At 53.2% G+C, this 27,000-nt stretch carries 23 protein-coding genes; 13 read left to right on the top strand and 10 right to left on the bottom strand.

What is annotated here, in order from left to right; translation table 11 throughout:
* From ACFVTB_RS22395 to ACFVTB_RS22375, 5 genes are all read right to left on the bottom strand, one after another.
* Nucleotides 1-915, bottom strand: a complete 915-nt coding sequence (locus ACFVTB_RS22395; RefSeq protein ID WP_387754232.1) for a BadF/BadG/BcrA/BcrD ATPase family protein — start codon at nt 913-915, stop codon at nt 1-3.
* Complete coding sequence (gene murQ, locus ACFVTB_RS22390; RefSeq protein ID WP_387754229.1) at nt 912-1,841, bottom strand: N-acetylmuramic acid 6-phosphate etherase; 930 nt, start codon at nt 1,839-1,841, stop codon at nt 912-914. Before murQ ends, ACFVTB_RS22395 begins: the two co-directional genes overlap by 4 nt.
* 48 nt (nt 1,842-1,889) lie before the next feature.
* Nucleotides 1,890-2,714, bottom strand: coding sequence for a carbohydrate ABC transporter permease (locus tag ACFVTB_RS22385; protein WP_387754226.1), 825 nt, complete (start codon nt 2,712-2,714; stop codon nt 1,890-1,892).
* The gene (locus tag ACFVTB_RS22380; RefSeq protein WP_387754224.1) at nt 2,711-3,634 is read right to left on the bottom strand and encodes a carbohydrate ABC transporter permease; all 924 of its coding nucleotides are present in this window, start codon (nt 3,632-3,634) and stop codon (nt 2,711-2,713) included. The genes ACFVTB_RS22385 and ACFVTB_RS22380 overlap by 4 nt, the downstream gene beginning before the upstream one ends.
* 143 nt (nt 3,635-3,777) lie before the next feature.
* Nucleotides 3,778-5,091 (bottom strand): ABC transporter substrate-binding protein, encoded by a 1,314-nt coding sequence (locus ACFVTB_RS22375; RefSeq protein ID WP_387754221.1) that lies wholly within the window; start codon nt 5,089-5,091, stop codon nt 3,778-3,780.
* Between the two features lie 181 nt (nt 5,092-5,272).
* Between ACFVTB_RS22375 and pbp4b the strand changes: the two genes are divergently transcribed.
* The gene (pbp4b, locus tag ACFVTB_RS22370; RefSeq protein ID WP_387754357.1) at nt 5,273-7,366 is read left to right on the top strand and encodes a penicillin binding protein PBP4B; all 2,094 of its coding nucleotides are present in this window, start codon (nt 5,273-5,275) and stop codon (nt 7,364-7,366) included.
* Nucleotides 7,367-7,459: 93 nt separating this feature from the next.
* Here pbp4b and ACFVTB_RS22365 read toward each other — a convergent pair whose 3' ends face one another.
* Entirely contained in the window at nt 7,460-7,603 is a 144-nt protein-coding gene (locus ACFVTB_RS22365; protein ID WP_387754218.1) for a hypothetical protein, read from the bottom strand.
* Nucleotides 7,604-7,782: 179 nt separating this feature from the next.
* Here ACFVTB_RS22365 and ACFVTB_RS22360 point away from each other — a divergent pair, with 179 nt between their 5' ends.
* The 5 genes from ACFVTB_RS22360 (at nt 7,783) to zapA (ending at nt 16,419) form a co-directional block, all read left to right on the top strand.
* A complete protein-coding gene (locus ACFVTB_RS22360; protein WP_387754215.1) occupies nt 7,783-8,634 on the top strand; it encodes a sensor histidine kinase in 852 nt (283 codons plus the stop codon).
* A 71-nt stretch (nt 8,635-8,705) separates the two neighbouring features.
* Nucleotides 8,706-9,347, top strand: a complete 642-nt coding sequence (locus ACFVTB_RS22355; RefSeq protein ID WP_387754354.1) for a response regulator — start codon at nt 8,706-8,708, stop codon at nt 9,345-9,347.
* A 420-nt stretch (nt 9,348-9,767) separates the two neighbouring features.
* Entirely contained in the window at nt 9,768-10,799 is a 1,032-nt protein-coding gene (pheS, locus tag ACFVTB_RS22350) for a phenylalanine--tRNA ligase subunit alpha (RefSeq protein ID WP_387754213.1), read from the top strand.
* Between the two features lie 24 nt (nt 10,800-10,823).
* On the top strand, nt 10,824-13,268 hold the full coding sequence (gene pheT / locus ACFVTB_RS22345; protein ID WP_387754210.1) for a phenylalanine--tRNA ligase subunit beta: 2,445 nt from the start codon (nt 10,824-10,826) through the stop codon (nt 13,266-13,268).
* A 115-nt stretch (nt 13,269-13,383) separates the two neighbouring features.
* The gene (zapA, locus tag ACFVTB_RS22340; protein ID WP_387754208.1) at nt 13,384-16,419 is read left to right on the top strand and encodes a cell division protein ZapA; all 3,036 of its coding nucleotides are present in this window, start codon (nt 13,384-13,386) and stop codon (nt 16,417-16,419) included.
* Nucleotides 16,420-16,519: 100 nt separating this feature from the next.
* Here the strand turns inward: zapA and ACFVTB_RS22335 are convergent, their stop codons facing one another.
* A complete protein-coding gene (locus ACFVTB_RS22335; protein WP_387754205.1) occupies nt 16,520-16,897 on the bottom strand; it encodes a cupredoxin domain-containing protein in 378 nt (125 codons plus the stop codon).
* 216 nt (nt 16,898-17,113) lie between these two features.
* Nucleotides 17,114-17,479, bottom strand: a complete 366-nt coding sequence (locus ACFVTB_RS22330; RefSeq protein WP_387754203.1) for a phage holin family protein — start codon at nt 17,477-17,479, stop codon at nt 17,114-17,116.
* Nucleotides 17,480-17,743: 264 nt separating this feature from the next.
* Here ACFVTB_RS22330 and ACFVTB_RS22325 point away from each other — a divergent pair, with 264 nt between their 5' ends.
* The 5 genes from ACFVTB_RS22325 to cysK all read left to right on the top strand — a co-directional run bounded on the left by ACFVTB_RS22325 (nt 17,744) and on the right by cysK (nt 23,600).
* Nucleotides 17,744-20,113 carry an endonuclease MutS2 gene (locus ACFVTB_RS22325; RefSeq protein WP_387754200.1) on the top strand — a complete coding sequence of 790 codons (2,370 nt, stop codon included), beginning with the start codon at nt 17,744-17,746 and terminating at the stop codon, nt 20,111-20,113.
* A 43-nt stretch (nt 20,114-20,156) separates the two neighbouring features.
* Nucleotides 20,157-20,579: a DUF350 domain-containing protein gene (locus ACFVTB_RS22320; protein WP_387754198.1), complete on the top strand. Its 423-nt coding sequence runs from the start codon at nt 20,157-20,159 to the stop codon at nt 20,577-20,579.
* Between the two features lie 122 nt (nt 20,580-20,701).
* A complete protein-coding gene (locus ACFVTB_RS22315) occupies nt 20,702-21,232 on the top strand; it encodes a hypothetical protein (RefSeq protein WP_387754195.1) in 531 nt (176 codons plus the stop codon).
* Nucleotides 21,233-21,371: 139 nt separating this feature from the next.
* The gene (locus ACFVTB_RS22310) at nt 21,372-22,679 is read left to right on the top strand and encodes an MFS transporter (RefSeq protein ID WP_387754192.1); all 1,308 of its coding nucleotides are present in this window, start codon (nt 21,372-21,374) and stop codon (nt 22,677-22,679) included.
* Between the two features lie 6 nt (nt 22,680-22,685).
* The gene (gene cysK, locus ACFVTB_RS22305; protein ID WP_387754189.1) at nt 22,686-23,600 is read left to right on the top strand and encodes a cysteine synthase A; all 915 of its coding nucleotides are present in this window, start codon (nt 22,686-22,688) and stop codon (nt 23,598-23,600) included.
* A gap of 35 nt (nt 23,601-23,635) precedes the next feature.
* On the opposite strand, the gene ACFVTB_RS22300 is transcribed toward cysK, so the two are convergent.
* Together ACFVTB_RS22300 and ACFVTB_RS22295 are read right to left on the bottom strand one after the other, a co-directional pair.
* Nucleotides 23,636-24,706, bottom strand: coding sequence for a CotH kinase family protein (locus tag ACFVTB_RS22300; RefSeq protein ID WP_387754187.1), 1,071 nt, complete (start codon nt 24,704-24,706; stop codon nt 23,636-23,638).
* 63 nt (nt 24,707-24,769) lie between these two features.
* The gene (locus ACFVTB_RS22295) at nt 24,770-24,991 is read right to left on the bottom strand and encodes a hypothetical protein (protein ID WP_387754184.1); all 222 of its coding nucleotides are present in this window, start codon (nt 24,989-24,991) and stop codon (nt 24,770-24,772) included.
* Between the two features lie 427 nt (nt 24,992-25,418).
* Here ACFVTB_RS22295 and ACFVTB_RS22290 point away from each other — a divergent pair, with 427 nt between their 5' ends.
* On the top strand, nt 25,419-26,120 hold the full coding sequence (locus ACFVTB_RS22290) for a DUF6897 domain-containing protein (protein WP_387754181.1): 702 nt from the start codon (nt 25,419-25,421) through the stop codon (nt 26,118-26,120).
* 104 nt (nt 26,121-26,224) lie between these two features.
* Nucleotides 26,225-26,902 carry a DUF2642 domain-containing protein gene (locus ACFVTB_RS22285; RefSeq protein ID WP_387754179.1) on the top strand — a complete coding sequence of 226 codons (678 nt, stop codon included), beginning with the start codon at nt 26,225-26,227 and terminating at the stop codon, nt 26,900-26,902.
* Nucleotides 26,903-27,000 lie beyond the last annotated feature (98 nt).

The following is a 27,000-nucleotide window of genomic DNA, read 5'->3' as shown; positions in this document are numbered from 1 at the left end:
TTAAAGCGAGAGCAAAGCAATTTTGGCAGCGCCGTACGCCGCGTCCCGATCGGGAATAACAATGCGTATGCCCGGATAAGTACCTCTGATCCGTCTGGAAAACTCCGCAAACACATAATGATTGTACTTGAAAATGCTTCCTCCGCATACGAGATGAAACTCGCGCTGCCCGTATTCCATACGGCGAATAACGGTATCCGCCAGCTCGTACAAGCCTTCTACAGCCGTCGTTAAAATATTCTCCGCTTTGGCGTCACCGTTCAGATAGGCGTCGTATACGACCTTCGCTAAAGCGGCGATATGCTGTTTGCCCTGATGCGTATAGACAAAAACTTTAAGCTGCTCTGCTTCCTCCAGCTTCAATACTTCCAATAGATAAGGAAGCAGCAGCGTTTCTGGCTCTCGGCCGTCATAGCTGCACAGCGCCGATCGAACGGCGCGTATGCCGATATCGAAGCCGCTGCCTTCGTCCCCGGCGAGATGCCCCCAGCCGCCTGCGCGAGTACGAATGCCTTGGTCGTCTATGCCGTAGGCGAGAGAGCCGGTGCCGGAAATAATAACGATCCCCTCTCGGCGGCCGCTGCCGGCTACGAGCACGGTCTCGGCGTCGTTCGTAACAGTGATTTTTCCTTGAATGCCGCAGGAGGCCAGCATGCGCTCGAAGTGCAGCCGTTCCTCGGGCCGGTCGACGCCGGCATTGCCTAGGCAAACCGCGCTGCAATCCTCTATTGCAAGTCCGGCTTCCTTCACAGCCGCATCAATCAAGCCGTGCAGCTCGCGCACAGTCGCCTCTGGACCGAGCGCATACAGATTGGTAGGGCCGCCGAGCTTCTCCAAGATCGTTCGCCCCGACAGATCGGTGAGCAATAGCCGGCTTTTTGTTCCGCCTCCGTCAATTCCGATGACATAACTCATGGCGCTGTTTGTTCCTCCGAGTTTCGCTGCAAAGAGGCGATCGCTTGCGACACATAGTCGTCCGCGGCCGCAAGCGCGTCGGTCGCCGCTTGCAGGTCGGCATTGGCGTTAATCATCACAATCGACGTTTTAATTTGATCATTCGTCTCATTCATCACTCGAGAGACAATCTCGTAATCCGCGCCGGTTGCCAGCATGACGATGCGGCGGGCTCTTTCGCGGAGTTTATGGTTGCTGACGCTTAAATCGGTCATCAAATTTTTATACGCTTTGCCCAGCTTGACCATCGTGACGGTAGAAATCATGTTTAAAATCATCTTTTGCGCAGTTCCCGCTTTCAAGCGGGTAGAGCCGGTCAGCACCTCAGGCCCGACGACCGCTTCGATCGGATGATCGGCAATGCGGCTAACCTCCGAATGACTGTTGCAAGAAATGGAGACAGTGGCGGCGCCCGTTTCTTTCGCATAGCTTAGCGCCCCGATTACATAAGGCGTTCTGCCGCTGGCCGTCAAGCCGACAACGACGTCCTTCTCGGTCAGCCGATTGTTTTTCAAATCGATCGCGCCTTGCGCCAGATCATCTTCGGCGCCCTCTACGGCGGTAATAAAAGCGGAGTCGCCTCCAGCAATGATCGAGAGCACCTGCCGCTCGTCTACGCCAAACGTAGGCGGACATTCCGAGGCATCGAGCACGCCGAGCCTGCCGCTCGTTCCGGCGCCGATATAGATCAGCCTGCCGCCGTTTTTCAGCGATTCAACCGTTTTATCGACAGCGGCGTGGATTTCCGGCACCAGCCCTTGAATGACGTCGGCGACCGACCGGTCTTCCTCGTTCATAATTTTCAATATTTGATCAATAGGCAATTCGCTCAACTCGAGCGTACTGTCATTGCGTTGTTCCGTTACCAGTTCGTTTAAATTGACCATTCTCTCTCTTCCTCCTAAATACCGGCATGCTGTTTGTCGTAATTAACGTTATTTGACGGCTCCTGCCGTCAGTCCCTCCATAAACTGCTTGGAAGCTACCGAGAAAAAGACGATCATAGGTATCGAGGCGAGCGTCAGCCCCGCGAACAGTGTGCTCCAGTCGGAAGAATATTCGCCGAACAGAGACATAAGGCCGATAGGTATCGTTTTCTTAACTTCGTCTTGAATGAAGATAAGCGGGAAAAAGAAATCGTTCCAAGCGGTGACCAAATTAATAATCATAACGGTTCCAAGTGCGGGACGCATAAGCGGCAATAGGATTTTCGCTAAAATCTGAATGTCCGAGCAGCCGTCGATCCGCGCCGCTTCTTCAAGCTCCCTTGGCAGCGTACGGAAAAAGCCGGTCAAAATCAGAATGCCGATCGGTATCCCGATGGCCGTGTAGATCGAAATCAGCGACCCTAACGAATTGGACAGGCCTAGATCCTTCATGAGCAAGAAGAGCGGGACGATGCCCAGCTTGACCGGAATCATCATGCCCAGCAGGAAGATAAACATTAACGCGCCGTTCCAACGATAGGAAGTCCGCGAAATATAGTAGGCGGCCAGCGAGCAGGAAACGAGAATGAGCGCGATGCTGCCTACCGCAACGATTAAACTATTCAAAAAATAGCGGTCGAATGGCATTTGATCGAGCAGCTTAGCGTAGGCCGAAAACGAAGGGGCCGTCGGCAGCGCAAGCGGCTTCGTCATAATCTCGATTGTCGATTTTAACGATGACAGCACCATGAGCAGCACCGGATACAGACTGACGATCGCGAACAAATAGCCGATCAGATGGCGAAGGGCGACGACGTAAAGCTTGGGTCTCATTGTTGATTCAGCCTCCTTGTCAAAGCGAGAAAGATGGCCGAGACCGTCGCAATAATAACAAACATAACGACTGCCAGAGCCGAGCCGAGTCCGATGGCAACGGTATCCCCGCCGGAACCGCCAAATGCGGTACGATAGAAGAAGACGGCCAGCGTATCCGTCGAATAGAACGGTTCGCCCATCGAGCCTTGCATCGCGTACACCAGCTCGAACGCTTCGAACGATTGAATAAACGTCAGTACAGTAATCATGACCATCGGCTGCGCGATCAGCGGCAATACGATCGATGTGAGCTTGCGCATGCCGGTGGCGCCGTCGAGCTCGCCTGCCTCCAGAATCTCGCCCGGAATCGATTGCAGACCGGCAAGAAAGATCAGGATAGAGAGGCCGATGCCGAACCAGCAGTTGACTAGAATGATAGAAATCAGTGCCGTATCGGGATCGCCTAGCCAAGTTCGAGTCAGCGAGGACAGTCCCAGCTTCTCGAGCAGTACGTTCAAGGTGCCGTAGGTCGGATTTAAAATCAGCTTCCATAGAAAGCCGACGACGATAACCGACAGCAGTCTCGGAAGGAAATAGGCGATTTTCAAAAATTCAGAGCCTCTGACCCGTTTGTAGATCATATAGGCAAGCACGAAGGCGATGCCGTTCATCACGACCATTTGGACGACAAAATAGACGACATTGTGCTGCAGCGCGTTCCAAAACATATGATTGAAAGGCTCCATCGTCAGCAGTCGTTTGAAATTGGACAAGCCGGCGAAATCGAGCTTCTTGATGCCTTGCCAATTGTACAAGCTGTACGAGAAGGCGGCGAATATCGGATAAAGGACAAATAAAGCGTAGAAAGCCAGTGCCGGAATCGGGAATAGATGGATGACTCCTTTACTTGCAAAGGCTTTTAATTTTTTCTGGACCATGCAGTCGTTTTCACCCCGATTACTGAAATAAAAGCCGAACGTTCCGCATAACGGCAAGCGTGTTGCGCTGTTTGCCGCGATCGCCAGAAGGGTTGTGATACCGTCCTAGCGTTGCGGAACGTCCGGCGCCAACTGCCACCCGATTAAGGCTTAAACCACGTATCTACATTTGTTTGAAGCTCGGCTGCAACCTGATCGACCGTGTTTTTATCCAGATAGAGGCCTTGCATCGCATTTTCGAGCGTAGCTTTCGAAGTCGGGTTGCCTTGGTTGAAGCTTTTCAAAATGATATAAGGCGTCGAAATCGTATTTGCGAGCTCCGCATACTTCGCTACCAGTGGCTCGGCTACCTCTACGCCCGGAACAGGGCTGACGCGGTTCATTTCGGTGGAGAACAGCTGTCCGAACTCTTTTGTCGTAGCGAACTCGAGGAACTTTTTGGCTTCTTCTTTATGCTTCGAGTTTGCGTTCACGGCATAAGAGCCGTCCACGTAACTCGTTACGGTCGGCTGGCCGCCTGCCTCTTGCGGCGGAACCGCGAATACGTCGAATTTCAGATCCGGATTTTGCGAGCGGACAACGGCAGCGTCGAAATCGCCCATCACGTACATAGCCGCTTGGCCAGTCACGAACAGCGTTCTCATGTCGTCTGCGCCGATGCCTGTAAATTTATCCGGGAAGTATGGCGTTAAATCTTTCATCAATTGAATCGACTTCACGTAAGCGGGATCGGTAAATTTCTTTTCTCCGCTTTCCAGCTGCGCGGCGAATGCGCTGCCGCCGTAGCCGGAAGGGCCGATTGCGCCTTGCGTCAGCGACATGATCCAGCCGTCCTTGGAGCCGAAGGCGAAAGGCGTTACTTTATTCGACTTCAGCGTTTCGGCTGTTTGCAGCATTTCGGCCCAAGTCGCAGGTTCTTTCAACGAATATTTCTCGAAAATATCTTTATTGTACATAACAGCCACAATATTCAGAGCCATAGGAACGCCGTATACGGTTCCGTCGGGGCCTGTTGCGGCTGCAAGAACATCTTTGGAAAAGGTGTCGAGTCCAGCGAGGCCGGTAATCGGCTCGATATAGCCGGCTGTGCCGAGGCCGATGCCCGCCGCGTAAGGACGAAGATGAATGATATCAGGACCGCCGCCGGTTTGCAGCGCTGTGTTCAAGACCGTATTGTATTCCGTATTTTTGGTCGGTGCGAATTCGATTTTAATATTCGGATACTTCTTGTTGAACTCGGCGATAAGTTTCTCATATACTGCTTTGTCTTCCGTCCGCCAGCTTCCCATTTGCAGTGTAACCTTCTCTTCGGCTTGTTTCTCTGTGTTGGCCGTAGGAGCGTTCGTTCCTTTGGAAGCGTTTGCATCGGAAGGCGAATTATTCGACTTTCCGCATGCGCTGAGTAAGAGGGTAAAAGCCATCATCATCATAACTGCACTGCTTAACACTCGTTTCATCCTGACAAGTCCTCCCTTAATATCTTTCTATGTCCCAAACGATTGAAGCGGGCGAGCGACTCACCGGTTAAGTCTCTCTTGCTTCTCATAATAAACTAAAATGTCAACTTATACAATATTGAATTAAAATAAAATTTCATGATATAGTGAGCGTATTAAAACCAAAGGGGGAGTAAGCGTGATGCGATACAGGTCTGACGATGACTTGAGAAGACGGGAGGGAGCGATGCTGATTGTTCATTACCGGAACGGCAGTGACTGTATATTCGACAGCCGCCTTGAGCGACGATTCACAGCCTATTCTTTGCAAGGCGGTATTCCGGGAAAGCTGGAGGAAGCTTTGGACGGGTCTTTCGGTAAAACGCTCGTATATACGTTTGAGGGCGGGGAGCCGGATGGAAGCTACGGTTTTATAGTGAAGGAAGACCGCGCATTCGGATCAGACATGCGCTACGTTCAAGCGGCGCAAGGAAAAGCTGAGATTTGGCTAATTGACAGGGACGCGCGCGTGTTCGCAGAACCGGTACCGCTAGAGGCAGCCGCATTCGTCTCTCAGAATGGGAAGCGGTATGCTGCCGTGGAGTCGGTGCAGCAAGCATTTGGCTTCGAATCCCGGTATGGAATGAACGATTACCCGTTTGACGGAGCGTCTCCAGGAACCGCTAACCTGCTGAGCATTCATGACGGATGTGAGCGGCTTGATATTAATGTGAATACGAATCGGGCAGGAAGCAATATAACCGCACCGATGCTGAGCGGCTATCCCGAATTTGTTTTCACCGACATTGACGGTTATTACGAGGACAACCGCTATTATTTGTCGACCGAAGTGCTGGAGCGGCGGTTTCAGTTTAGGCTGGAGACCATTGGACAGTATGTCTTTCTGTTGCGAAAACAAGCGGCGGCATACGATCGGCTTACGCCTGCCGATCCGGAGCTTGTCGGTTTTTCGAAAGAAAAGCTAGACCTGCTGGATGCCTATCTTCGCGAGGAAATAGCGAAAGGCTTCCCGGGACTTGCGCTCGCCGTCGTCAAGGATGGGAAAATCGCCAAATTATCGGCATACGGCTACGCTAAAAAATACGAAACCGAAGAAGCGGCGCAGCAAGACGAGACGCGGCTGGCAGCGCTTCTGCCCGAGGAGCAATGGACGCCGGCATCTGTGGAGACCTTGTACGATCTCGCCTCCAACAGCAAAATGTACGCGACCAATTTAGCGGTTCAGAAGCTCGTTTCCGAGGGGAGACTGGAGCTCGACCGGACGCTACAGTCGTTTCCGGGTTGGGAGCGGTTCACCGATGCAAGCTCTGAGGGAACGTGGGAGCTGCTGCAATCCGGGGCTGAGGAGCGATTAAACATAACGCCGGAAGGAAAAGCAACCGTAACGGTTCGCGATCTGCTGCATCACTGCGCGGGACTTCTTCCCGACCCGGCTTATCCGAACCGGCTCGCCGCGGGCCCCCTTTGGTACCAAGCGGAAGCGGGCGCCGACCGGTCCGGGATGATCGACACGATTTGCCGGACTCCGCTGCGATATCGCCCCCGCACTGTATTCGCATATAGCGATGTCGGTTATATTATTTTAGGATTGCTGGTCGAGCAGATCAGCGGCATGCCGCTGGACCGTTACGCCGAAGAGCATATTTATGCTGAGATGGGGCTGAGGCATACCGTATTTAATCCTTTGAGCAAGGGCTTCCTACCTTCCGGAATTGCGGCTACGGAGCTGAACGGCAATACGAGGGATGGTCATGTTTCCTTTGGGGACGGCGTTCCGATAAGGAGATATACGCTGCAAGGGGAAGTTCATGACGAGAAGGCTTACCATTGCATGAGTGGCGTTTCGGGTCATGCGGGACTGTTTTCGAATGCAGCCGATGTGGGCGCGCTGCTTCAGCTCATGCTGAACGGCGGAATCTATAACGGCAAAAGGCTGTTTTCCAAAGAGACGGTGAAGCAATTCACCAAGCCATATGATCCCGATTCAGAAAAAGAAGGCTCGTCCACCATCGGACTGGGCTGGCGGCTTCATTCCGCAACCGGAGATTCGTATTCCTATTTCAATTGGGGGCCGAGCCGCAGCGCTTACGGGCATAAAGGATGGACAGGCACGATGACGATAATCGATCCGTACTACAACATGGGCATTGTCATCCTGTCCAACTGCCGGCATTCGCCGGTCGTATCGCCGCCGAACGGCTTTGCGGCATCCGAAGGCGGACCTGCCGATTTCATCCCCGTGACAGCGAGAATTTATTCCGCACTAATGGGCTAAATGATCACTATTATCTTCTATAGAAAAGAGACAAGCCCGTTTGCCTGCAAACGGGCTTGTCTCTTTTCGGTGCAGCAATAAAGGGCCTGCTCCTTAACCCTCGTCTTCCGTTTCATAGGCGATCAGCGAAATTGTCGTCCCGAGCTGATCGGTCAACTGGCGTTCCAACTGGCGGATCGCCTCGAGCGCATCCGCGCGGTCGTTAAGCTCGGCAATTTTGTATCCTACGTCGAACATAAGCTATTAGCCTCCTTTTCGGCATATCCGGCGGAACCGAATTGCCCCTCCATGTTCTAACATCATGCGCGCTATGCGGCCGACTTATACGCGAGTTCACCGGAACGGCAATTGTCCGATAGCCAGCAATCGATTAAACTGAAAAAGATAACGCCGTTCATGCGGGGGAGGAACGCCTTTTGTCTTATAAATGGCTGAAGTTTCTTATATTATGGATACCGACGGTAACGATCGGTTTATGGGAATATACGCGGCACGCCTTTTTGCTCCCGTACATTTCGATGGATTTGGGCAATTTATTGGCTCCGCTTATTGTTCTTGCAGTGACGCTGACGCTGCTTCGCGGTCTGTTCGCCAAGCTGGAGCAGACGCAGGAAGCGCTGCAGCGGGAAAGAATGAATAAAGCGGCGCTGGAGCAGCGCGAGCAGTTGGCGCGCGAGCTGCACGACGGCATATCGCAGTCGCTGTTTATGCTGTCGGTGAAAATGGATAAGCTGGAGAAAGCGGCATCTGAGGAAGCGGCGAAGGAGACGAGAGAGCAGATCCGGGGGACGATCAAGCATGTTTACGAGGATGTCCGCCAATCGATCGCCAATCTGCAGTCGGCCGCCGTTCAGGCCGACGTCACTTGGATGAAGGCGATTCATATGCTGGCGGAGGAAATACGGCAGACTAGCGGCATACGCGTATCGTTCGAATGGCGAATTAGCGAGGATGCGCTCAGCAGCAAAGCCAAAATCGAGCTGCTGGCCATTATTCGGGAGGCGCTGTTAAACGTCCGAAAGCATGCAGGGGCGACTGAGGCAGTTGTAAGGGGCGAGGAAACGCCAGCCGGCGGGACGTTCGGTTTTCGCTGCAGCATTGCCGACGACGGTACAGGCGCAGCGCCTTCGGAGCTTGAAGCAAACGGTAAGTATGGAGTTAAGATGATGCGTGATCGTGCGGAGAAGATGGGTTGGTCCTTTGAGCTCAAGAGCGGCGAAGGCCGGGGAACGCGGGTCGAAATTAGCGGAAAAGGGGTGTGGCTGTGACGGCAAAGCTGAGTGAGACGGCAGCAATAAGAGTTTTTTTGGTAGACGACCATCCGCATGCGCGGGAAGGGATGCGCGATATTCTAAGCGGCGATCCCGGCTTTGAAATTGCCGGAGAAGCGGCGAGCGGCGAAGAGGCGATTGCGCGTATCGATGATGTGCTGCCGGATGTGGTGCTTATGGATATCAACATGCCCGGAATGGGCGGACTCGAAGCAACGCAGCAGCTGAAGGATTTACACCCGGAGCTGAAGATCGTTATGGTGACCGTATCAGATGATATTACGGACCTGTTCGAAGCGATCAAACGGGGAGCGCAAGGGTATTTGCTCAAAAATATTGCGCCTGCGGCCTGGCACGACTATTTGCGCGGGATAGCCGTGGACGAAGCGCCGATGTCGAAGGAGCTTGCCTATCGGCTGCTGCAGGAATTTTCCGCCGCCGCGAAAGGGGGCGGGCCAAAGTCGGTTGCCGGATCGGCAAAGAGCGGACAGGTTAAGGATCATCCGGTAACGACGCCGCTTACCGAACGGGAGAAAGAGATATTGGAGCGGGTCGTAACGGGCGAGTCGAATCGGGAAATCGCCGCTGCGTTCGGATTGTCCGAGCATACGGTAAAAAATCATCTGAAAAACATTTTGCAAAAGCTGCACCTCGACAATCGTGTCCAGTTGACGCGCTATGCGTTTGAGAAAGGACTGCTGAAGCGGTAAGCGGCGGTATATTCTATTATTGCATCGCAGCCGGGAAATGCTTATAATATATCGTAATGTACAAAGCTTCAAAGCGATGAAGGAGACAAGTAAGCCGATTTAGCCGAACAGGGAGAAGGCGCCGAGGATTGAGAGCGTCTTTACGAAGCAGGTCCGCTGAAATTCACTCCAGAGCAGACGCCTGAACCGCATGCTAGATGCGCGCGTAGGGAAGGTCCGGTTCCCGCCGTTAACGGGATGAAGGGATTGCAGCCAACGATCGGTGCATCGAACCGCCATTTTGGCGAGGGCGGTGCAGCTGATGAGGGCAGGCAATCCGAATTAGGGTGGTACCACGGTTCTTCGTCCCTTGCGGGAGAAGGGCTTTTTTTGTTTTCATGTTTGAGAATGAATGAACATTAAAGACGGAGGCGGTTAGCAATGAAAGAACGTTTGGAGGCGCTGCGCGGCGAAGCGCTGCAGGAGCTGCAGCATGTTGACAATCCGCAGCAATTAAACGATCTGCGAGTGAAATATTTGGGCAAGAAAGGCGCCCTGACGGAAATACTGCGCGGCATGGGCGGATTGAGCGCGGAAGAGCGCCCGATCATCGGTCAAGTCGGCAATGAGGTTCGCGCTGCAATTGAATCGGTCATCGAAGAGAAGCAGGCTGCTTTCCAGCAGGCTGAAACGGAAAACCGGCTGCGTGCAGAGACGCTCGACGTCACGCTGCCAGGCAAAGCGCTGCCGACTGGCGCTGTTCATCCGCTGAACAAAGTGGCGCAAGAAATCGAGGACATTTTTGTTGGACTCGGTTATTCTATCGCCGAAGGACCGGAAGTCGAAACCGACTACTTCAACTTTGAGGCGCTGAACCTGCCGAAGAACCATCCGGCCCGCGATATGCAGGATTCGTTCTATATCACCGAGGACATTCTGATGCGCACGCATACATCGCCTGTTCAAGTTCGCACGATGAAGCAAATGAACGGCAAGCCGGTCAAAATCATCTGCCCAGGCAAAGTATACCGCCGCGACGATGACGACGCGACGCATTCGTTCCAATTCAATCAGATCGAAGGGCTTGTCATCGGGAAAAACATTCGCATGAGCGATTTGAAGGGTACGCTGCTGCAATTCGTACAGCAAATGTTCGGCACGCAAGCGCAAATTCGCCTTCGTCCTAGCTTCTTCCCGTTTACGGAGCCGAGCGCCGAGGTTGACGTTACTTGCGTGCAATGCGGTGGACACGGCTGCCGGATGTGTAAACAGACAGGCTGGCTTGAAATTTTGGGCTGCGGCATGGTGCATCCGCGCGTTCTGGAAATGGGCGGCTACGATCCGAACGAAGTCAGCGGCTTTGCTTTCGGCATGGGCGTAGAGCGGATTGCGCTGCTCAAGTACGGCATTGACGACATTCGTCATTTCTATACGAATGATTTGCGGTTTTTAAGTCAGTTCGAGAGAATGTAGCAGGAGAGGAAGGGAAGAACGACAATGAAAGTATCCTATAATTGGTTGAATGAATATATCGATTTGTCCGGCTTGACCGGCGATGAGCTGGCCGAGAAAATGACGAGCGGCGGCATCGAGATCGACGGCGTAGAGTCGCTGAACAAGGGAGTTACCGGCGTAGTTGTCGGTTTCGTTCTGGCGAAGGAAAAGCATCCGGACGCGGATAAGCTGAACGTCTGTAAAGTGGACGTCGGTACGGGCGAAGAGCTGCAGATCGTTTGCGGCGCAAAGAACGTCGATGCAGGACAGCTCGTTCCCGTTGCTACGGTAGGAGCAAGCCTGCCGGACGGACTGAAAATTAAGCGGGCGAAGCTGCGCGGCGTCGAATCGCAAGGGATGATCTGCTCGGCGAAGGAGCTTGGCATTAACGACAAGCTGCTGCCGAAGGAACAGCAAGAAGGCATTCTGGTGCTGCCAGCATCGACGAAGATCGGTACGCCGATCAGCGAGGTGCTCGGATTGGACAACGAAGTGCTGGAGCTGGACTTGACGCCGAACCGCTCGGACTGCCTGAGCATGCTGGGCGTCGCCTACGAAGTCGGCGCTTTGACCGGCCGTCCGGTACGCTTGCCGGAGCCTGCGGTAAACGGCGCGGCGGAGCGCACGGACAGCCGGATTTCGGTGAGTATCAGCTCGCCTGACTTCTGTTCCCATTACAGTGTTCGTTATATTAAAGGCGTAAAAATCGGTCCATCGCCGCTTTGGCTGCAAAACAAGCTCATTGCAGCAGGCATTCGTCCGATCAGCAATGTTGTCGACGTGACGAACTTCGTTATGCTCGAATACGGACAGCCGCTGCACGCGTTCGACGCTGATAAAATCACGACAGGCCGCATCGATGTCCGCCTTGCTAAAGAAGGCGAGACGCTGGAGACGCTGGACGGTCAAGAACGCAAGCTGGAGCCGCAGATGCTGGTCATCACAGACGGCGAGAAGCCGGTAGCGTTGGCTGGCGTTATGGGCGGAGCCAACTCTGAGGTCGAAAACGGCACCGTTAATATTTTGCTGGAAGCGGCGAAATTCGACGGCGGCACCGTGCGCAAAACGTCGCGTCAGCTTGGCCTTCGTTCGGAATCAAGCATCCGCTTTGAGAAGGAAGTCGATCCAGCGGGCGTTATCCCTGCATTGAACCGCGCGGCGGCTCTCATTGCGGAATTGGCTGAAGGCTTGGTAACCGACGGTATTGTTGAGGAAAAAACGGCGGAAGCGAAAGCAGCAACGATTGACGTTTCGCTTGCGAAAGTAAACGGCTATCTGGGTACGGAGCTTTCCAAGCTGGAAGTACAAACGATCTTCGAACGTCTTGGATTCTCGTATTCGCTGGGCGACAACGGTCAATTCAGTGTTACGGTTCCGACGCGGCGCGGAGATATTACACGCGACGTTGATTTGATCGAGGAAGTGGCGCGGCTGTTCGGCTATGACAATATCCCGACGACGCCAATCCACGGCGATTTGACGCCGGGCGCGCTGACGAAGCCGCAGGCGATCCGCCGTGAGCTGCGTAAACGGTTGACCGATGCCGGTATCCATGAGGTGGTCAGCTATTCGTTCACGAGTCCGCAGCGTACGCAGCTCTTCTCGGATTTGACTGCTGCTGGGCTGAAGCCGGTCACGCTGGCAATGCCGATGAGCGAGGACCGCAGCGTACTCCGCACGACACTCATTGCGCAGCTGCTGGAGACGGCTGCCTACAACCGCAACCGTAAAAACGAGTCGGCGGCGATCTTTGAAATCGGCAGCGTGTTCCATACCGATGAGGAACGTTTGACCCGCCTGCCGCAAGAGAAACACCGCTTCGCAGCGCTGTTGACCGGCAATCGCGTCGAAGCGCAATGGAATGCGAAAGCCGTTCCAGTCGATTTCTACGATGCGAAAGGGATACTGGAGACGGTATTCCAGGTGTTGGGCTTAACGGATAAAATCCATTTCGTACCGGCTCAGCCTGCTCACTTCCATCCGGGAAGAACGGCTGCCGTTCAAATCGAGACGGCAAGAGGAACGCAAACGATTGGTTATGTTGGACAGCTTCATCCGGCGCTTCAACTGGAAAGCGATTTGGCCGATACGTACGTGCTTGAAATCGAACTGGATGAGCTTTACGAGCTGGCCGATTTCGATATCGTCTACCGCTCGCTGCCGCGCTATCCGGCGATGCAGCGTGATATCGCTGTCCTGCTGGATCAAGCCGTTCCGGCTTCTAGCCTGACCTCCTCCGTTTGGGCGACGGCAGGCGAGCTGCTGGAATCGGTTCGCGTATTCGACGTCTTCACGGGCGAGAAGCTTGGTGCCGATAAGAAGAGCGTTGCATTATCGCTCGTTTATCGCCACGCGGAGCGCACATTGACCGATGAAGAGGTAACGGAGCTACACGGCAAAGTCGTTGCGGAGCTTGAGCAATCTTTTGCCGCAGAATTGAGAAAGTAGGCAGGAAACCTCCAAAGTCGCATCGAAATAGTTCCTAGCGAGCTTTCGATGCGATTTTTTTCTTCTCATCATAGAACAGGCAAGCGAGAGAACGACAATAGGAGGACAACCTATCATGGATAATGATCAAACCGTCGTAACCGTTGACATATATGGACACCAATATAAGCTGAAGGGTCATTCCAACGTTGAATATATGAAGAGAGTGGCCAGCGCCATTGACGACAGCATGAAAAAACTGGCGGCCAGCTATCCCCGGCTAGATATGCCGAAGCTGGCGGTGCTTGCAGCCGTTCAAATTACAGAGGAAGTATTCCGGCTGCGCCGGGAGAACGACACCTTGCACGATTCCGAAGCGAAGCGGCTGGTGCTCGCCGAGAAGCTTGAGCAAGCGAACAGCCTGACGGCAGGCTTGCAGTCTGAGCTGGATGCGGCTAGGTTGGAAGCTGCGCGAGAGCTTGCGGAGCACGATGCTGCTCACGAAGCAAAGCTGGCCCGGTTGGCCGAAGAGGCAGCCTCAAGGCTGACCTCGTCACTTGAAGAAGCGGCGGCTAGGCTAGCGCAGGAACAGGAAGAGACGGCTAAGCTGCTTGAGATTCGGCAAGCCGAAGCGGATGCGAAGCTTGCGCGCGAGCGCGAGGAAGCGGCGGAACGGCTGAAGCAGGAGCAAGCAACCGCTGCCGAGCTGCTAACTGTGCAGCAGGCGGAATCGGAAGCGCGGATTGCCCGCGCCAAGGCTGAGTCAGCGGAGCAGCTGCGTCTGGCACAGGAGGAAGCGGAAGCACGGGTTGCCCGCACTGAAGCAGAGTCAGCAGAGCTGCTGCGCTTGGCGCAGGAGGAAGCGGAAGCGAGGTTTGCACGCGCCGAGGCTGAGTCAGCGGAGCAGCTGCGTCTGGCGCAGGAGGAAGCGGAAGAACGGATTGCCCGCGTCGAGGCTGAGTCAGCGGAGCAGCGGCGTCTGGCACAGGAGGAAGCGGAAGCGCGGGTTGCCCGCGCTGAAGCTGAGTCAGCAGAGTTGCTGCGCTTGGCGCAGGAGGAATCCTCTGAACGGCTGCGTCTTGCGGAGGCCGAATTATCTGAAAAACTGCGTATGGTACAGGCCGATTCCGCAGAACAGCTGCGTTTGGTGAAGGAAGAGTCAGCGGAGCAATTGCGCTTGACACAGGAAGAGTCGTCCGAACGACTGCGCTTGACGCAGATGGAGTCAGCGGAACAGCTTAGCTTGGCGAAGGCGGAGGCTTCGGCGGCCATTGAGGCGCTTAAAGCGGAGCTGGAGCAAGCGAACGAGCTCGGCCAGCAGTTGGCGGTCGAAGCGGCGGAGCAAGCGGAGCAGTCGGCTGCCGCGAAGGTTGCGGAAGAGAGACTGCAGTGGCAGGAAGAACGGAATAAGCGCGAGAGCGAGCTGCTCGCGGAGTCGGCTGAGAAGGAAAGGCTGGCACTGGAGAAGGAGCAGCAGTTAAGGGCCGATATCGAACGGCAAAGCAGCGCTTGGCAGGAAGAACGAGCAGCGCTTCAATCGCAGGCTGCGGAGATCAAGCAGGGCTGGGAACAGGAGAAATCATCGTTCGAGCAGCGGATTCAAGCGGCCGATGATCATCTCATGCAAGCGATGGAGCAGGAGGAAGCGCTTCGCGCCTCGTTGCAATCGATTGAGCAACAGCTGGGAGAGAAAGAAGCGAGACTGACTGAGCTGGAGTCCGATGAGGAGCAGTGGACGCAGCGCAACAATGAGGCTTCCGCGCGAATCGGACAGCTTGAGGAAGAAGCTGCGTCTAGGCTCGAGCGGCAGTCGGTTGACGAAGAACGGCTATTGCAGCTTGAATCGGAATTAGATCGGCTGCGGGCGCAGTACGAGCAGGAAGCTGCGGATGCAGCCGAAGCGGCTGTCCGTTTCGAAGAGGAACGTTCGGGATGGGATATTCGCTACCTCGATTTGAAGAACGAATGGGAACAGGCGCTGGCCGAACGGCAGGGACAGCTTGAAACGCAAAGCCGCGAGCATGAGGAGAAGCTGCTGGAGCTTGAAATTGAACGCGAAGAAGAACGCGAGCAAGCGGAGCGCCAGCGGAAAAGCGACAGCGACGAGCTGGAACGGCTTCACGGGGAAAAGCTTACAGAAGCCCAGCGACTGTTCGAAGAGAAGCTGGCCGAGTTGGAGCAGCGGCAGGCAGAAACGGCGGAAGCAGCGGACACTGAACGGAGCCGTTCGGCTGAAAAGCTAGCGGAGCTAGAGCGTAGGCTGCATGAGCAAGAGCAAGAACTGCAAGACGAGAGACTGCGCGGCGAAGAGCAGCGGCATGAACAGGATCGTCTGTACGAAGAACTGCGGGCCGAACTGGAGCGAACCGGACGAGAGCGGCTTGAACAGCTGGAAGAGGAGCATCGCCGTCAGACCGAGGAGTTGCAGCTGCAGCAGCTGGAGCAATACGATGCGCTGGAAAGCCGGCATAAGGAGCTGGAACGTGAGCTTGCCGCCGAGCGGGAAGACTTTGCGCTTCAACTGCGGGAACAAGCGGAAGAGCATGGTCGGCGGATTGCCGCCAAGCAGTTGGAGGCTGAGGAAAGTTTCGAGGAACTCATTCGCAAGCAAACGGATCAGCAGCTGCAACTGAAAGAACAGCTTCAGGAACAGCTCCAGGAGCAGCAAGCCGCCATCGAACATGCCGAAATGCGGGAATTGGAGCAATTGGATGAGCTTGAGGCGCTGAATGTACATAAGCGCGAGTTGACCGAGCAGTTGGAACTGACAGCTGCCCGCGAGCGGATTGGCACTCAGCAGTTGGAAGCTTCGCTCTCCAGAGAGCAAGAGCTGACCGAACGTTTGGAGAAGGAGCAGTCGCAGCTGTCACAGTGGCAAGCAGAAGCGGATCGGCTGGAGACTGCGGAACGGGAGCGGGCGTCACAAGAGAAATTGCTGCGAGAGCAGTTGGAGACGGCGCTGGAACAGGCCGCCGCAGCGGCAGCGCAAACCGGTGAGCGGGACGAACAGGCAGAGTTGCTGGCTGCAGAACGCGATGAAGCGGCGGAAAGGCTGCAGAGCCTGGAGAAAGAGCAGGCTGAGACTGCCGACAAGTACGAGAAGCTGCTGCAAGAGTATCGCAAGCTGCAGACCGAGTTTAATGAATGGATCGAGCTCATCGAGCAAAGCTAATACGATCAATAAAAGGACGGACCGGCATTTCGACAACCGGCGCCGTCCTTTTTGCGCATAAAAAAACCGGCACCCGCAAGGGGGACCGGTTGCCGCCGAATTATTCGACGATCAGCTTTGACTTCATTTTCGTATGGCCGCCGCCGCATGGAATGTAGCAGCTGATTTCGTATTCGCCTGCATCGAGCGAAATGGTTTGCGTCTTGTTGTTATCGATTTGGATTTTCGTTTTGGAAATACGAATACCGTGTACGCCTTCCGTCGACTCGAGCTTTAAATTGATATTTTCGCCCGCTTTAATTTTATATTCGGCTTGATCGAATTCCCAGTTTTTCGCTTTAATAACGACTTCCGGTGCCGCCGTATCCGGCTCGATTACGCCGCTTTGTCCGCTCGCCGGTTTGTTCGCGTTGCCGCCGCAAGCTGCGATAACAAAAACAAAGCAAAGCGTTGCCGCAAGCATAGCCCATTTTTTCATTGTGAAACTCCCCTTTCTGCACAGCTTATCCATTATGAATTCTAGATCATTGTATCGCATAAGACAGTGGCATGCCTAATGGTTGAGTGACAAAATAATGAAATTAAACGCTTATGTCCAAGCGGCTCCAAGCAGCCGGCGAAATCAAAATAAAAATGGCAGCAAAGGGCGCAACCTAACCCTTATGCTGCCATGTGTCGCTCATCACTGGGGCAATTAATCTTCGCGTCTGCTGCTTCGTCCAGCCTCGTATGGGGTGCTGACCGGAATGAACAGGTCGATGATCCCGATGACGAGTGCTGCGAGAATCGCGCCCAGCCAGGTAACGTTGACGCCTCCGACGATAAATTGGGCGAGCCAGATGACGGCCGCACTGGCGATAAAGCCAACGATACCGCGGCCGAAAGGCGTAACTTTTTTGCCGAATATGCCTTCAACGATCCAGCCGAGCGCCGCAATGACCAATGCCAGGAACAGAGCGCTCCAGAAACCTCCTACGCTGAATTGGGGAACGATCCAGCCGACTACCATCAGCACAAGCGCTGAGACGATAAATCGTACAACATGGCCTAAAAAGCTCATATTTATCCTCCTTCAAATTGCGTGGATTTTGCTTGAACCTTGGCGTATCGCAGCTTACGGCGTTAACGATGTCGCTGCCGAGCGCCGGTTCAAGCCAAGGTCGGAGAAGAAAATCATGCTGATTTCATCAATAGTATGACCAGATTCGCAGCAGCTATGTATGATGCCTTGACGGATGGCGGCACAATGTTAGAACGGACCGCAGTCAAATCGTGCATCCTGGCAATTGTTCGGCTATAATAAAGTGGCGAGAGGAGTGTTACAGTGGACAGCAAAATTTTATCCACACTTGAATTTCATAAAATTACACATAAATTAGAGCAGCATGCCGCCACCTCGCTCGGAAAAAAAGTGGCCGGACAGCTGGCGCCGAGTTCCGATCTGGAAGCGGTTAAGCTGACGCTTCAGGCGACAGACGAGGCTTACAAAGCCGATCGGCTGAAAGGGCTTGCGCCGTTCGGCGGTATCGTCGATATTAGCGCGCCGCTGCATCGCGCCCGCATTGGCGGCACCTTGAATCCGACGGAGTTGCTGGATATCGCTGCAACGTCGCGGGGAGCGAGAAGAGTTAAGAAGCATATCGCGAATCTGCATGAAGACGATCCCATTCCGCTTCTGTATCAGAACGCTGAGCTGCTGACGGAGCATAAGCCGCTGGAGGACGAAATTTTCAGCTGTATCGATGATCAAGGCGATGTTATGGACAGCGCTAGTTCTGAGCTTGCCGCCGTCCGCAGAGAGCTGCGCAACGGAGAATCCCGCGTTCGCGAGAAACTGGAGCAAATGATTCGTTCCAGCTCCGTTCAGAAAATGCTGCAGGATGCGATTGTTACGCTGCGGAACGACCGGTACGTTATTCCTGTTAAAGCGGAATACCGCTCGCATTTCGGCGGTATCGTTCACGATCAGTCTGGTTCGGGTGCGACGCTATTTATCGAGCCGGAAGCGATTGTAACGATGAATAACAAGCTTCGGGAATTGAAAGCGGCGGAAACGCGTGAAATCGAGAAAATATTGCAAAAGCTGACGGCACAGGTCGGCGAGCATGTGGAGGATCTCCTCTATAACTTAGAAACGCTCGGCCAGCTGGACTTTGCTTATGCCAAAGCAAGAATGGCACATGCGATGAAAGCGACGCTGCCTCGCATGAACGACCGCGGCTTTCTGAAGCTGAAGCGCGGCAGGCACCCGCTAATCGCAACGGATAAGGTCGTTCCGCTTGATGTAGAGCTGGGCAATCAATATACGGCTATTATTGTGACCGGTCCGAATACGGGCGGCAAGACCGTCTCGCTTAAAACGATCGGACTGCTTTCCTTGATGGCCATGTCGGGACTATTCGTACCGGCTGAGGACGGCAGCCAGCTTTGCGTGTTCGACGCCATCTACGCTGATATCGGCGATGAGCAAAGTATCGAGCAAAGCTTGAGTACGTTCTCCAGCCATTTGACGAATATTATTCGCATTTTGCGGTCGATGACGTCCAAGAGCCTCGTGCTGCTAGACGAATTGGGAGCCGGTACTGATCCAGCGGAAGGCTCCGCGCTCGCTATCGCGATATTAGAGCATATCCATCGATTGGACAGCCGAATCGTAGCGACAACGCATTATAGCGAGCTGAAAGCTTATGCGTATAACCGTAAGGGTGTTATTAACGCCAGCATGGAGTTCGATATTGCAACGCTTAGTCCGACCTATCGTCTGCTTGTCGGCGTACCGGGACGAAGCAATGCCTTTGCGATTGCTGAACGCCTCGGTTTAAGCAAATCGATTATCGATCACGCTCGAGGCGAGGTAAGTGAAGAGGATCAGCGCGTTGAGAATATGATCGCTTCGCTCGAAGAGGATCGGCTTAACGCCGAATCCGAACGTCAGACGGCGGAATCGCTGCGGCATGAGATGGAACGCCAGCGTGAGCGGCATGATGCGGAGCTGCGCAAGTTCGAGGATCAGCGCGACAAATTGCTGCTCAAGGCGCAAGAAGAGGCGCGCGAAGCGGTGGCGAAAGCAAGACGCGAGGCGGACGAAATTATCGCCGACCTACGCAAGCTGGCGCTCGAGGAAGGAGCGGCCGTCAAGGAGCATAAGCTCATTGAAGCGAAGCGCAGGCTGGAGGATGCTGCGCCTGAGCTGGCAAAGCCGAAGCGGGCGGGCAAAGCCGACAAAAAAGCGGCAAAAATTGAAGCCGGCGACGAGGTTACCGTATACAGCCTGAACCAAAAAGGGACGGTCGTCGAGATCGGAGCAACAGATGCAACCGTACAGCTTGGCATTATGAAGATGAAGGTTTCATTGGACGACTTAGAGCTGATTCCTTCGTCGAAGTCGACCCCTGCCAAGAAACAGCCGCAGCAGCAAGCAGCGAGCTTAAAACGTTCGAAAGACGATCAAGTTCGGATGGAGCTCGATTTGAGAGGCGAAAACTTGGAGGAAGCGATTATCGAGGTCGATCGTTTCTTAGACGAATCGTATTTGTCCGGTCTCGGCCAAGTCTATATTATCCACGGTAAAGGCACGGGTGTTCTGCGGACCGGCATTCAGCAATATTTGCGCAAGCATAGCTTGGTTAAAGCTTATCGTCTGGGCAATTATGGCGAAGGCGGCAACGGGGTCACGGTCGCGGAGCTGAAATAGCGACGCGTCCGCCCGCATTCTGACAGGCGAGGTGAGAATAAGGATGAGGAACGAAGTGGATCAGCTGCTCGGCAACGAATACTTGGCATCGCTCGTATACGTATCGCTTGTAGTGCTGTCCCTTATTGTCTTTTTGTCTATCTTCGAATGGGTGACTCGGTATAAATGCTGGACCGAGATCAAGAATGGCAATCTGGCCGTCGCGATGGCGACCGGCGGTAAAATTTTTGGCATATGCAACATCTTCCGATTTTCAATCGAAGCGAACGATTCGATCTATCAAAGTTTAATTTGGGGAGCTTTCGGATTCGTTATTTTGTTGGCTGCTTATTTTTTGTTTGAGTTTTTGACGCCGGTATTTCGCATCGACGACGAGATTGCCCGCGACAATCGGGCAGTCGGATTTATTGCGATGATTATTTCCGTTTCGCTCTCCTATGTAATCGGAAGTACGGTAATTTTATAGCGGGAGGCTGGCAATGAAGTATTTATGGTGGATTCTTGCAATAATATCGGTATTATTTTTTGTTGGCGGAATTATCTATTTAACTATGATTGCTTAATAGCAAGAAGAATGGAGGAAGCGGGATGAAAGAACAAGAGCAAACGATTTGTCCATGGTGTATGACCGAGATCGTTTGGGACGAAGAAATCGGTCCTGAAGAGTATTGTCCGCATTGCGAGAACGAGCTGAGTGGCTATCGAACGATGCAAATCGGTATGGAAGACGAGGAAGGCGACGCAAACGAAGAGGACGAGCGGGAGTGGGACGCTCAGGACGAAGATGAATCGTACGGCGGCGGCTATAAGGAAGGCGAAGAAGGCTTTCGCCGAACGACCCGATCCCGTCTTGCCGCTGAGGAAACGCTGCAAAGCATTATCGATCATCAAGAGGAAGCGCCGGAATGCCCGTCATGCCGGGAATATATGATCGAAGCCGGCAAGCAGACGGTAGACGACTCTTTCACGCCAACAATCCACGCTTCCGCCGGACAGGCATTGTTGGAAACGCCGTTTGAACTGACGCTGTATGTATGCCCTTCTTGCTTCCATACGTCGACCTTGCTCGGTTACAAGGACCGTGAAAAGCTATTAAACGCGCTTAATCCGAGAAACTGACGGGATATGGAAAGCGGCAATAGCATGCTTGTCGTCCGTTTAGGGAACCTTACAAAACGTATTTCTTCCAGATGAACAGCAGCGCGACGTCCAATAGGGGACGGAAGGGCGGTCTGCTTCTCGGATAGGAGGTCTCGTTTTGGAACAGGGGAATATTAGGGCGAAACGGGGCGGCAGGATTAATTCCAGCTCTGCTTCGCGCAAAGAATGGACGCAGGTGCGACCTTCTACAGGTGGCAAGCTGGATGCTCAAGCAGTGCTGCTGCTTGCCGTGAACGCTTTGTACGCTATATCTAATGCATTGTCCGGTACGTTTTTGCCCGTTTATCTATGGAAAGCCAGCGGCTCCTATTTGCTTATCGGATGGTTTTCGTTCGGCCAGTTTTTGGCCGGCGGACTTACGTTTTGGCTGGCGGGCAAGTGGGTCAAGGAAGGAAATAAAATGAACAGCCTGCGTCTCGGTATTTTGCTGTCCGGGCTGTTTTTTTTGACTGTGCTGCTGCTAGGCAAGCAGGCGACGCGTTACGGCGTGCCGCTCGGCATGCTGAGCGGCACGGCAATGGGCTTCTATTGGCTGGCATATAACGTTGTTTACTTTGAAATTACGGAACCGGACAACCGGGACCGCTACAACGGATGGGCTGGGCTGCTTGGCTCGGCGGGCGGCATGATTGCGCCCTGGATATCCGGTTATTTGATAACGACTCTGCACGGAGAACGCGGCTACAGACTGATTTTCACTCTATCGCTCATCATCTTCGGAGTGGCTTGCGTGCTTAGCTTCTGGTTGCGCAAACGGGAAAAGGGCAGCGAGCGCTATAGCTTCTCGTACGGCTTTCGGCGTCTGCAAGAGAAGGGGAATCCTTGGCGAAGGATGTTCGCTGCAGTAATGGCGCAAGGCGTTCGGGAAGGCGTATTTATGTTTCTGGTCGGATTGACCGTCTATATTGCGACTTCCAATGAGAGCAAGCTGGGCAACTACACGCTGCTCACTTCATTGATCGCGCTCGTCAGCTTTTGGGTGATCGGCAAGCGTCTCACGATGCGCAACCGCAACGTCGCCATGCTGGCTGGCACACTTTTGCTAGGAGTAGCGATTATGCCTTTGTTTTGGGGCGTGAGCTATTCCATGCTTCTTATGTTCGGCATAGGAACTTCGTTATTTATGCCGCTTTATATTATTCCGATGACTTCTCGCGTATTTGATCTGATCGGATCGACGGAGGAGGGGGCAAGCAACCGCGAGGAATATATTGTTTTGCGGGAAGCTGCTCTTACTCTCGGTCGGTTGATCGGTTTGAGCGGGTACTTGATATTGCTGCCGATCAACCATTCCGAGCAGGCGATTGTGTGGCTCATGTTCATCGTAGGCATTATGCCGGTGGCCGGCTGGTATTTCATGCGGCCGTTTCTTCTAGCTCCTACTTATGTACGTAAAACGAGGTGAAGCAAGATGCGCATTGTAAATTCGATTATCGATCTGATTGGCGATACCCCGGCTGTTAAACTGAACGCGCTGGCTGAGGAAGGCAGTGCGGATGTCTACATCAAGCTGGAACGATTTAATCCAAGCGGCAGCGTAAAAGACCGAGCTGCTTCATCGCTCATTCAAGCGGCGGAGGAGGCCGGATTCATTCAGGAGGGCAGCCTCATTATTGAACCGACAAGCGGCAATACGGGCATCGGACTTGCGATGAACGCTGCGGCAAAAGGGTATAGGCTTATTCTGGTCATGCCCGACAATATGTCGGAGGAGCGAATCAAGCTGCTGCGTGCTTATGGAGCAGAAGTTGTGTTGACTCCCGCTGCGGAGCGGATGCCGGGTTCAATCGCCAAAGCGCTGGAACTGCAGCGGCAAAACCCGGGCAGCTTTATTCCGAACCAATTCGAGAACGCTGCGAATCCGGATATTCACCGGCGTACGACGGCGGTTGAAATATTGGAGCAAATGGAAGGGCGGCTGGACGCATTTGTGGCGACTGCCGGCACCGGCGGCACAATTACCGGCACCGGGGAGACGCTGAAGCAACAATTGCCCGGCCTTTATGTCGCCGTCGTCGAGCCGCAGGGCTCGCCTGTGTTGTCGGGCGGAAAGCCGGGACCTCATAAGCTGGTCGGCACCAGCCCAGGCTTTATCCCTCCTATATTAAATACATCCGTATACGATGAGATCATTCAAGTGGCGGACGAGGACGCGCTTCGTACGACGCGCGATTTGGCGAGACTGGAAGGGCTGCTGCTCGGACCTTCGTCGGGCGCTTCTGTCTGGGCGGCGATGCAAGTGGCGAAACGGCTTGGCAAAGGCAAACGCGTGCTGTGCATCGCCCCGGATACGGGAGAGCGCTATTTGAGCATGGATATTTTTTAATCGTCTGCAAAAATCATATACACGGGATGCGGCCTTTAAGACTTCCAAGTCTTCAAGGCCGCTTTTATATATCCTCGTCTTTCTCGAATGTAGTCCAGTATAAAGGAAGGCTCGTTCAGAAACGTATTGAAGCTGCTTTTTCTCGTGAAATCGTCGCGGATCGAAGGCGTAATCTGTTTGTACATGCTTGTAATGACTGGATCGATTCGCTCTACTGTAAATTTGGTTTTTAACAGCTCTCGCATAATCGACTTGTATTTTGCCCGGCAGGAAGCGAAGGAGAACAGCTTCTCTGTCAGCTTATTATAGCCTTCAAGCCGGACCAGTTCGCTTCCGCAAGGCCTCCCGTAGCAGTTTCTTCCCCACGTCCCCTCGTAATCCCAAGGAATGATGCGATATTTTCCCGATTTCTTATGTTCGTATAAAGCGTAGTTCTGATCGAAGCCGTCGTAATTGCCAGTCAGTACGGCTCCCGCGAGCCAAAGCAAATATTGATTAATATCGAGCCGCTTGGCTGTAAAGGAAGCGAAGGTTCGGCCTTTAAGACGGTTAATACCTCTGACGAATCGAACGATGCGCGGTCTGGCAACCGTCGACTTTCCTTGCTGAATTTCATAACCGTCGAATAGTGACTCCTTCCTTCCTTTCGTGATCGGATCGATCAAGCTGAAATCGGCGCTGTCGTTAACGGCGTATAAGATTGAACGGAAGCCGATGCCTCTTTTCCGAAAAAAAGTCCGGTCCACGGATTCGATTTCCAAATAGACGCCCTGCGTCTGTCCGTTGATTTCAACTTCTATATGCTTCGTATCTGGTGAAGGAACGCCGATCTGATTAAAGAAATGAAAGGAGAGCGCGTTACGAATCATGGAAGGATCGTCAAATTCGGCGTTCCAGTGCAGAATAGGGCCTCCAGCTACTCTAATCTCGAACGATTTTTTATGGTAATGCAGCGTATGGCCTCCGCGTAAGCCAAAGCTCGCCTCATGAACGGTCCCATCCATCTCGATTTGAACGGGCTTGAACGAGTTACGGCGCTCCGCATCCTGAAGATCGAGAAGATCGCTCGGCTGTATCGTAATTTTCCGTATCGGAAGCTGATCCATGTCGGATTCACCCCTTGGGCAAAAGATAAAGCCTATCGTTGGACGATAGGCTTCTGTTCTTATTTACCTTATTCCGTTACTGGGCTGATTGACACTTACCGCATTCAAAATGAAGAGCGGCGCTGCTTTAGCGTCCCGAACGATTGCCGCGTGAACCTGAACGGTTGCCACGCGAGCCGCCAGTGCGATTGCCGCGCGAACCTGAACGGTTGCCACGCGAGCCGCCAGTGCGGTTGCCACGTGAACCCGAACGATTGCCGCGTGAACCGCCAGTGCGGTTGCCACCCGAACCTGAACGGTTGCCGCGCGAACCGCCAGTGCGGTTACCGCGGGAGCCCCCCGTACGATTACCGCGCGAGCCGCCTGAACGGCCGCCGCGCGAGCCTCCGCTGCCTACTAATTGTTGAGCTTCTTGTTCCATTATATGAAATCTCCTCCTTTGTTTTCTATGCTATAAGTTATGAGGAGACTCTTAAGCTCGCATGGGTGATTCGTATAATCTTCAATAAATAGATATTAATCTAGTACCTCGTATATACGGGATACATATAAATATATTACATATCGTCTCCCATGATAGATGAACCGAATCAAGCATTGGAGGGATGCCTGCTCAAGAAGGCAAAAGTAAAGCGCAAGAGCGCTGATAGTTTTATAGGCAGGAAAGGCTATCTATTAACAAAATTTATTAAACTATCGGAGGGATTTATTCATGAGTTTTTATGGTTCTCCTTATGCTGGTTTTTCGGATCACAACTGCTGCAATCATCACAGAAACGAGCACAAAAGCGAGCACAAAAGCAAACCGAAAGAAAGAGATTGCTTGCAAGACTTTGTTGGCAAAAACGTCAAAATCAACAAAGGCGGCCCAGACTCTCTGGAAGGCAAAGTGCTCGCGGTGAAATCGGACTATTTGGTGCTCTGCACAAAAGAGGGCATTAAATACGTTCAACTGAGCCACATCAAAAGCATTACGGAAAACAGAGAGGATTGCAAAAGCAGCGGCGGCTGCCGTCATCGCCGTTTCATCAACGCAAACAACTTCAAAGGCGTGCTGCGTGCGCTAGATCAGAATTTCGTCAAAGTCAGCGCTGGCGGCCCGGATAAAGTGGACGGCTTCCTGGCGGAAGTTTGCAAAGATTCGATCAAAGTCGTAGACGGAAGAAAAATTACGCAAATCTTGAACGACCAAATTCGTTGGATTGCTAAAGAAGACTCCTGCGGCAACCGCTCCAATGGCAACAAAAACGACAATAAGAACGACAACAAGAGCGGAAACAAGAACGAAAACAAAAATGAAAACAAAAACAAGAACAAAAGCGGAAACAACAACCGTTCGGGAGGCAATAACCGCACAGGCGGCAACAACCGCTCGGGGGGCAATCGCAAGGGCAACCGTAGCGGGGGCAGATAATTCGGGAAACGCGACTGATTCGCGGTTCCGGGCAAAGTGATTCGCCTTTGTCCGGTTCCGCCCGTCCGCGTATCGCGAATTTCGGATGAAAGGAGGTTGATCGTATGAAAAACCGTCATCCGCTGCTCGATCGTCAGGTTGAACTGGAGATTTCCGGAAAGGCGTCGCCCATTCGCGGCAAATTGATTGAATGGGGCCAGGATATATTGGTACTGCATAATGGAACGCAGTTTCTATATATTCCGCTTATCCATTTGCAGCAGCTGAGGCTTTCTGAACAGGAAGTTGAAGCTGCTGAAGCCGCGAACGCGACACCGGAATTGCCTTTTGAGGCTTTTAACGACCCCGTCTCCTACCGCAAAATATTAATGAACGCAAAGGGGATGTTTTCCGAGATCTATATTACCGGCAATCAATCGATCCACGGTTATGTAACGACGGTCATGAATGATTTCTTTGTTTTCTACTCACCGGTTTACCATACCGTCATTATTTCGCTGCACCATATGAAGTATTTAATTCCGTACAATCCAAATGTAACACCTTATACGCTTACTCCGGAGCAATTTCCGTTAAAGCCGTCACCGCTTACGCTTGCCCGCACGTTCGATCAACAATTGCGAAAGCTGATCGGCGAATTCGTCGTCCTCGATCTGGGCGAAAATCCTAACAAAACAGGCGTGCTGAAAAATGTCGATCAAAGCTTAATCGAGCTTGCTACCGCAAGCGGAAACGCCGTCTACTTGCACTTTGACCATGTCAAGACGGTTCATGTGCCATAAATGTCAACGCCCGTTATGATCGCCTTTAGCGCTTCGTAACGGGCGTTTTAACGTTGTTCTGGAATGCATGACTTCGGAAACGGAGGGGAATGCTGGAA

This window comes from Paenibacillus sp. NPDC058071 (assembly GCF_042885235.1).
GTDB lineage: Bacteria > Bacillota > Bacilli > Paenibacillales > Paenibacillaceae > Pristimantibacillus.
This window is presented reverse-complemented; position numbering and strand designations above follow the sequence as displayed.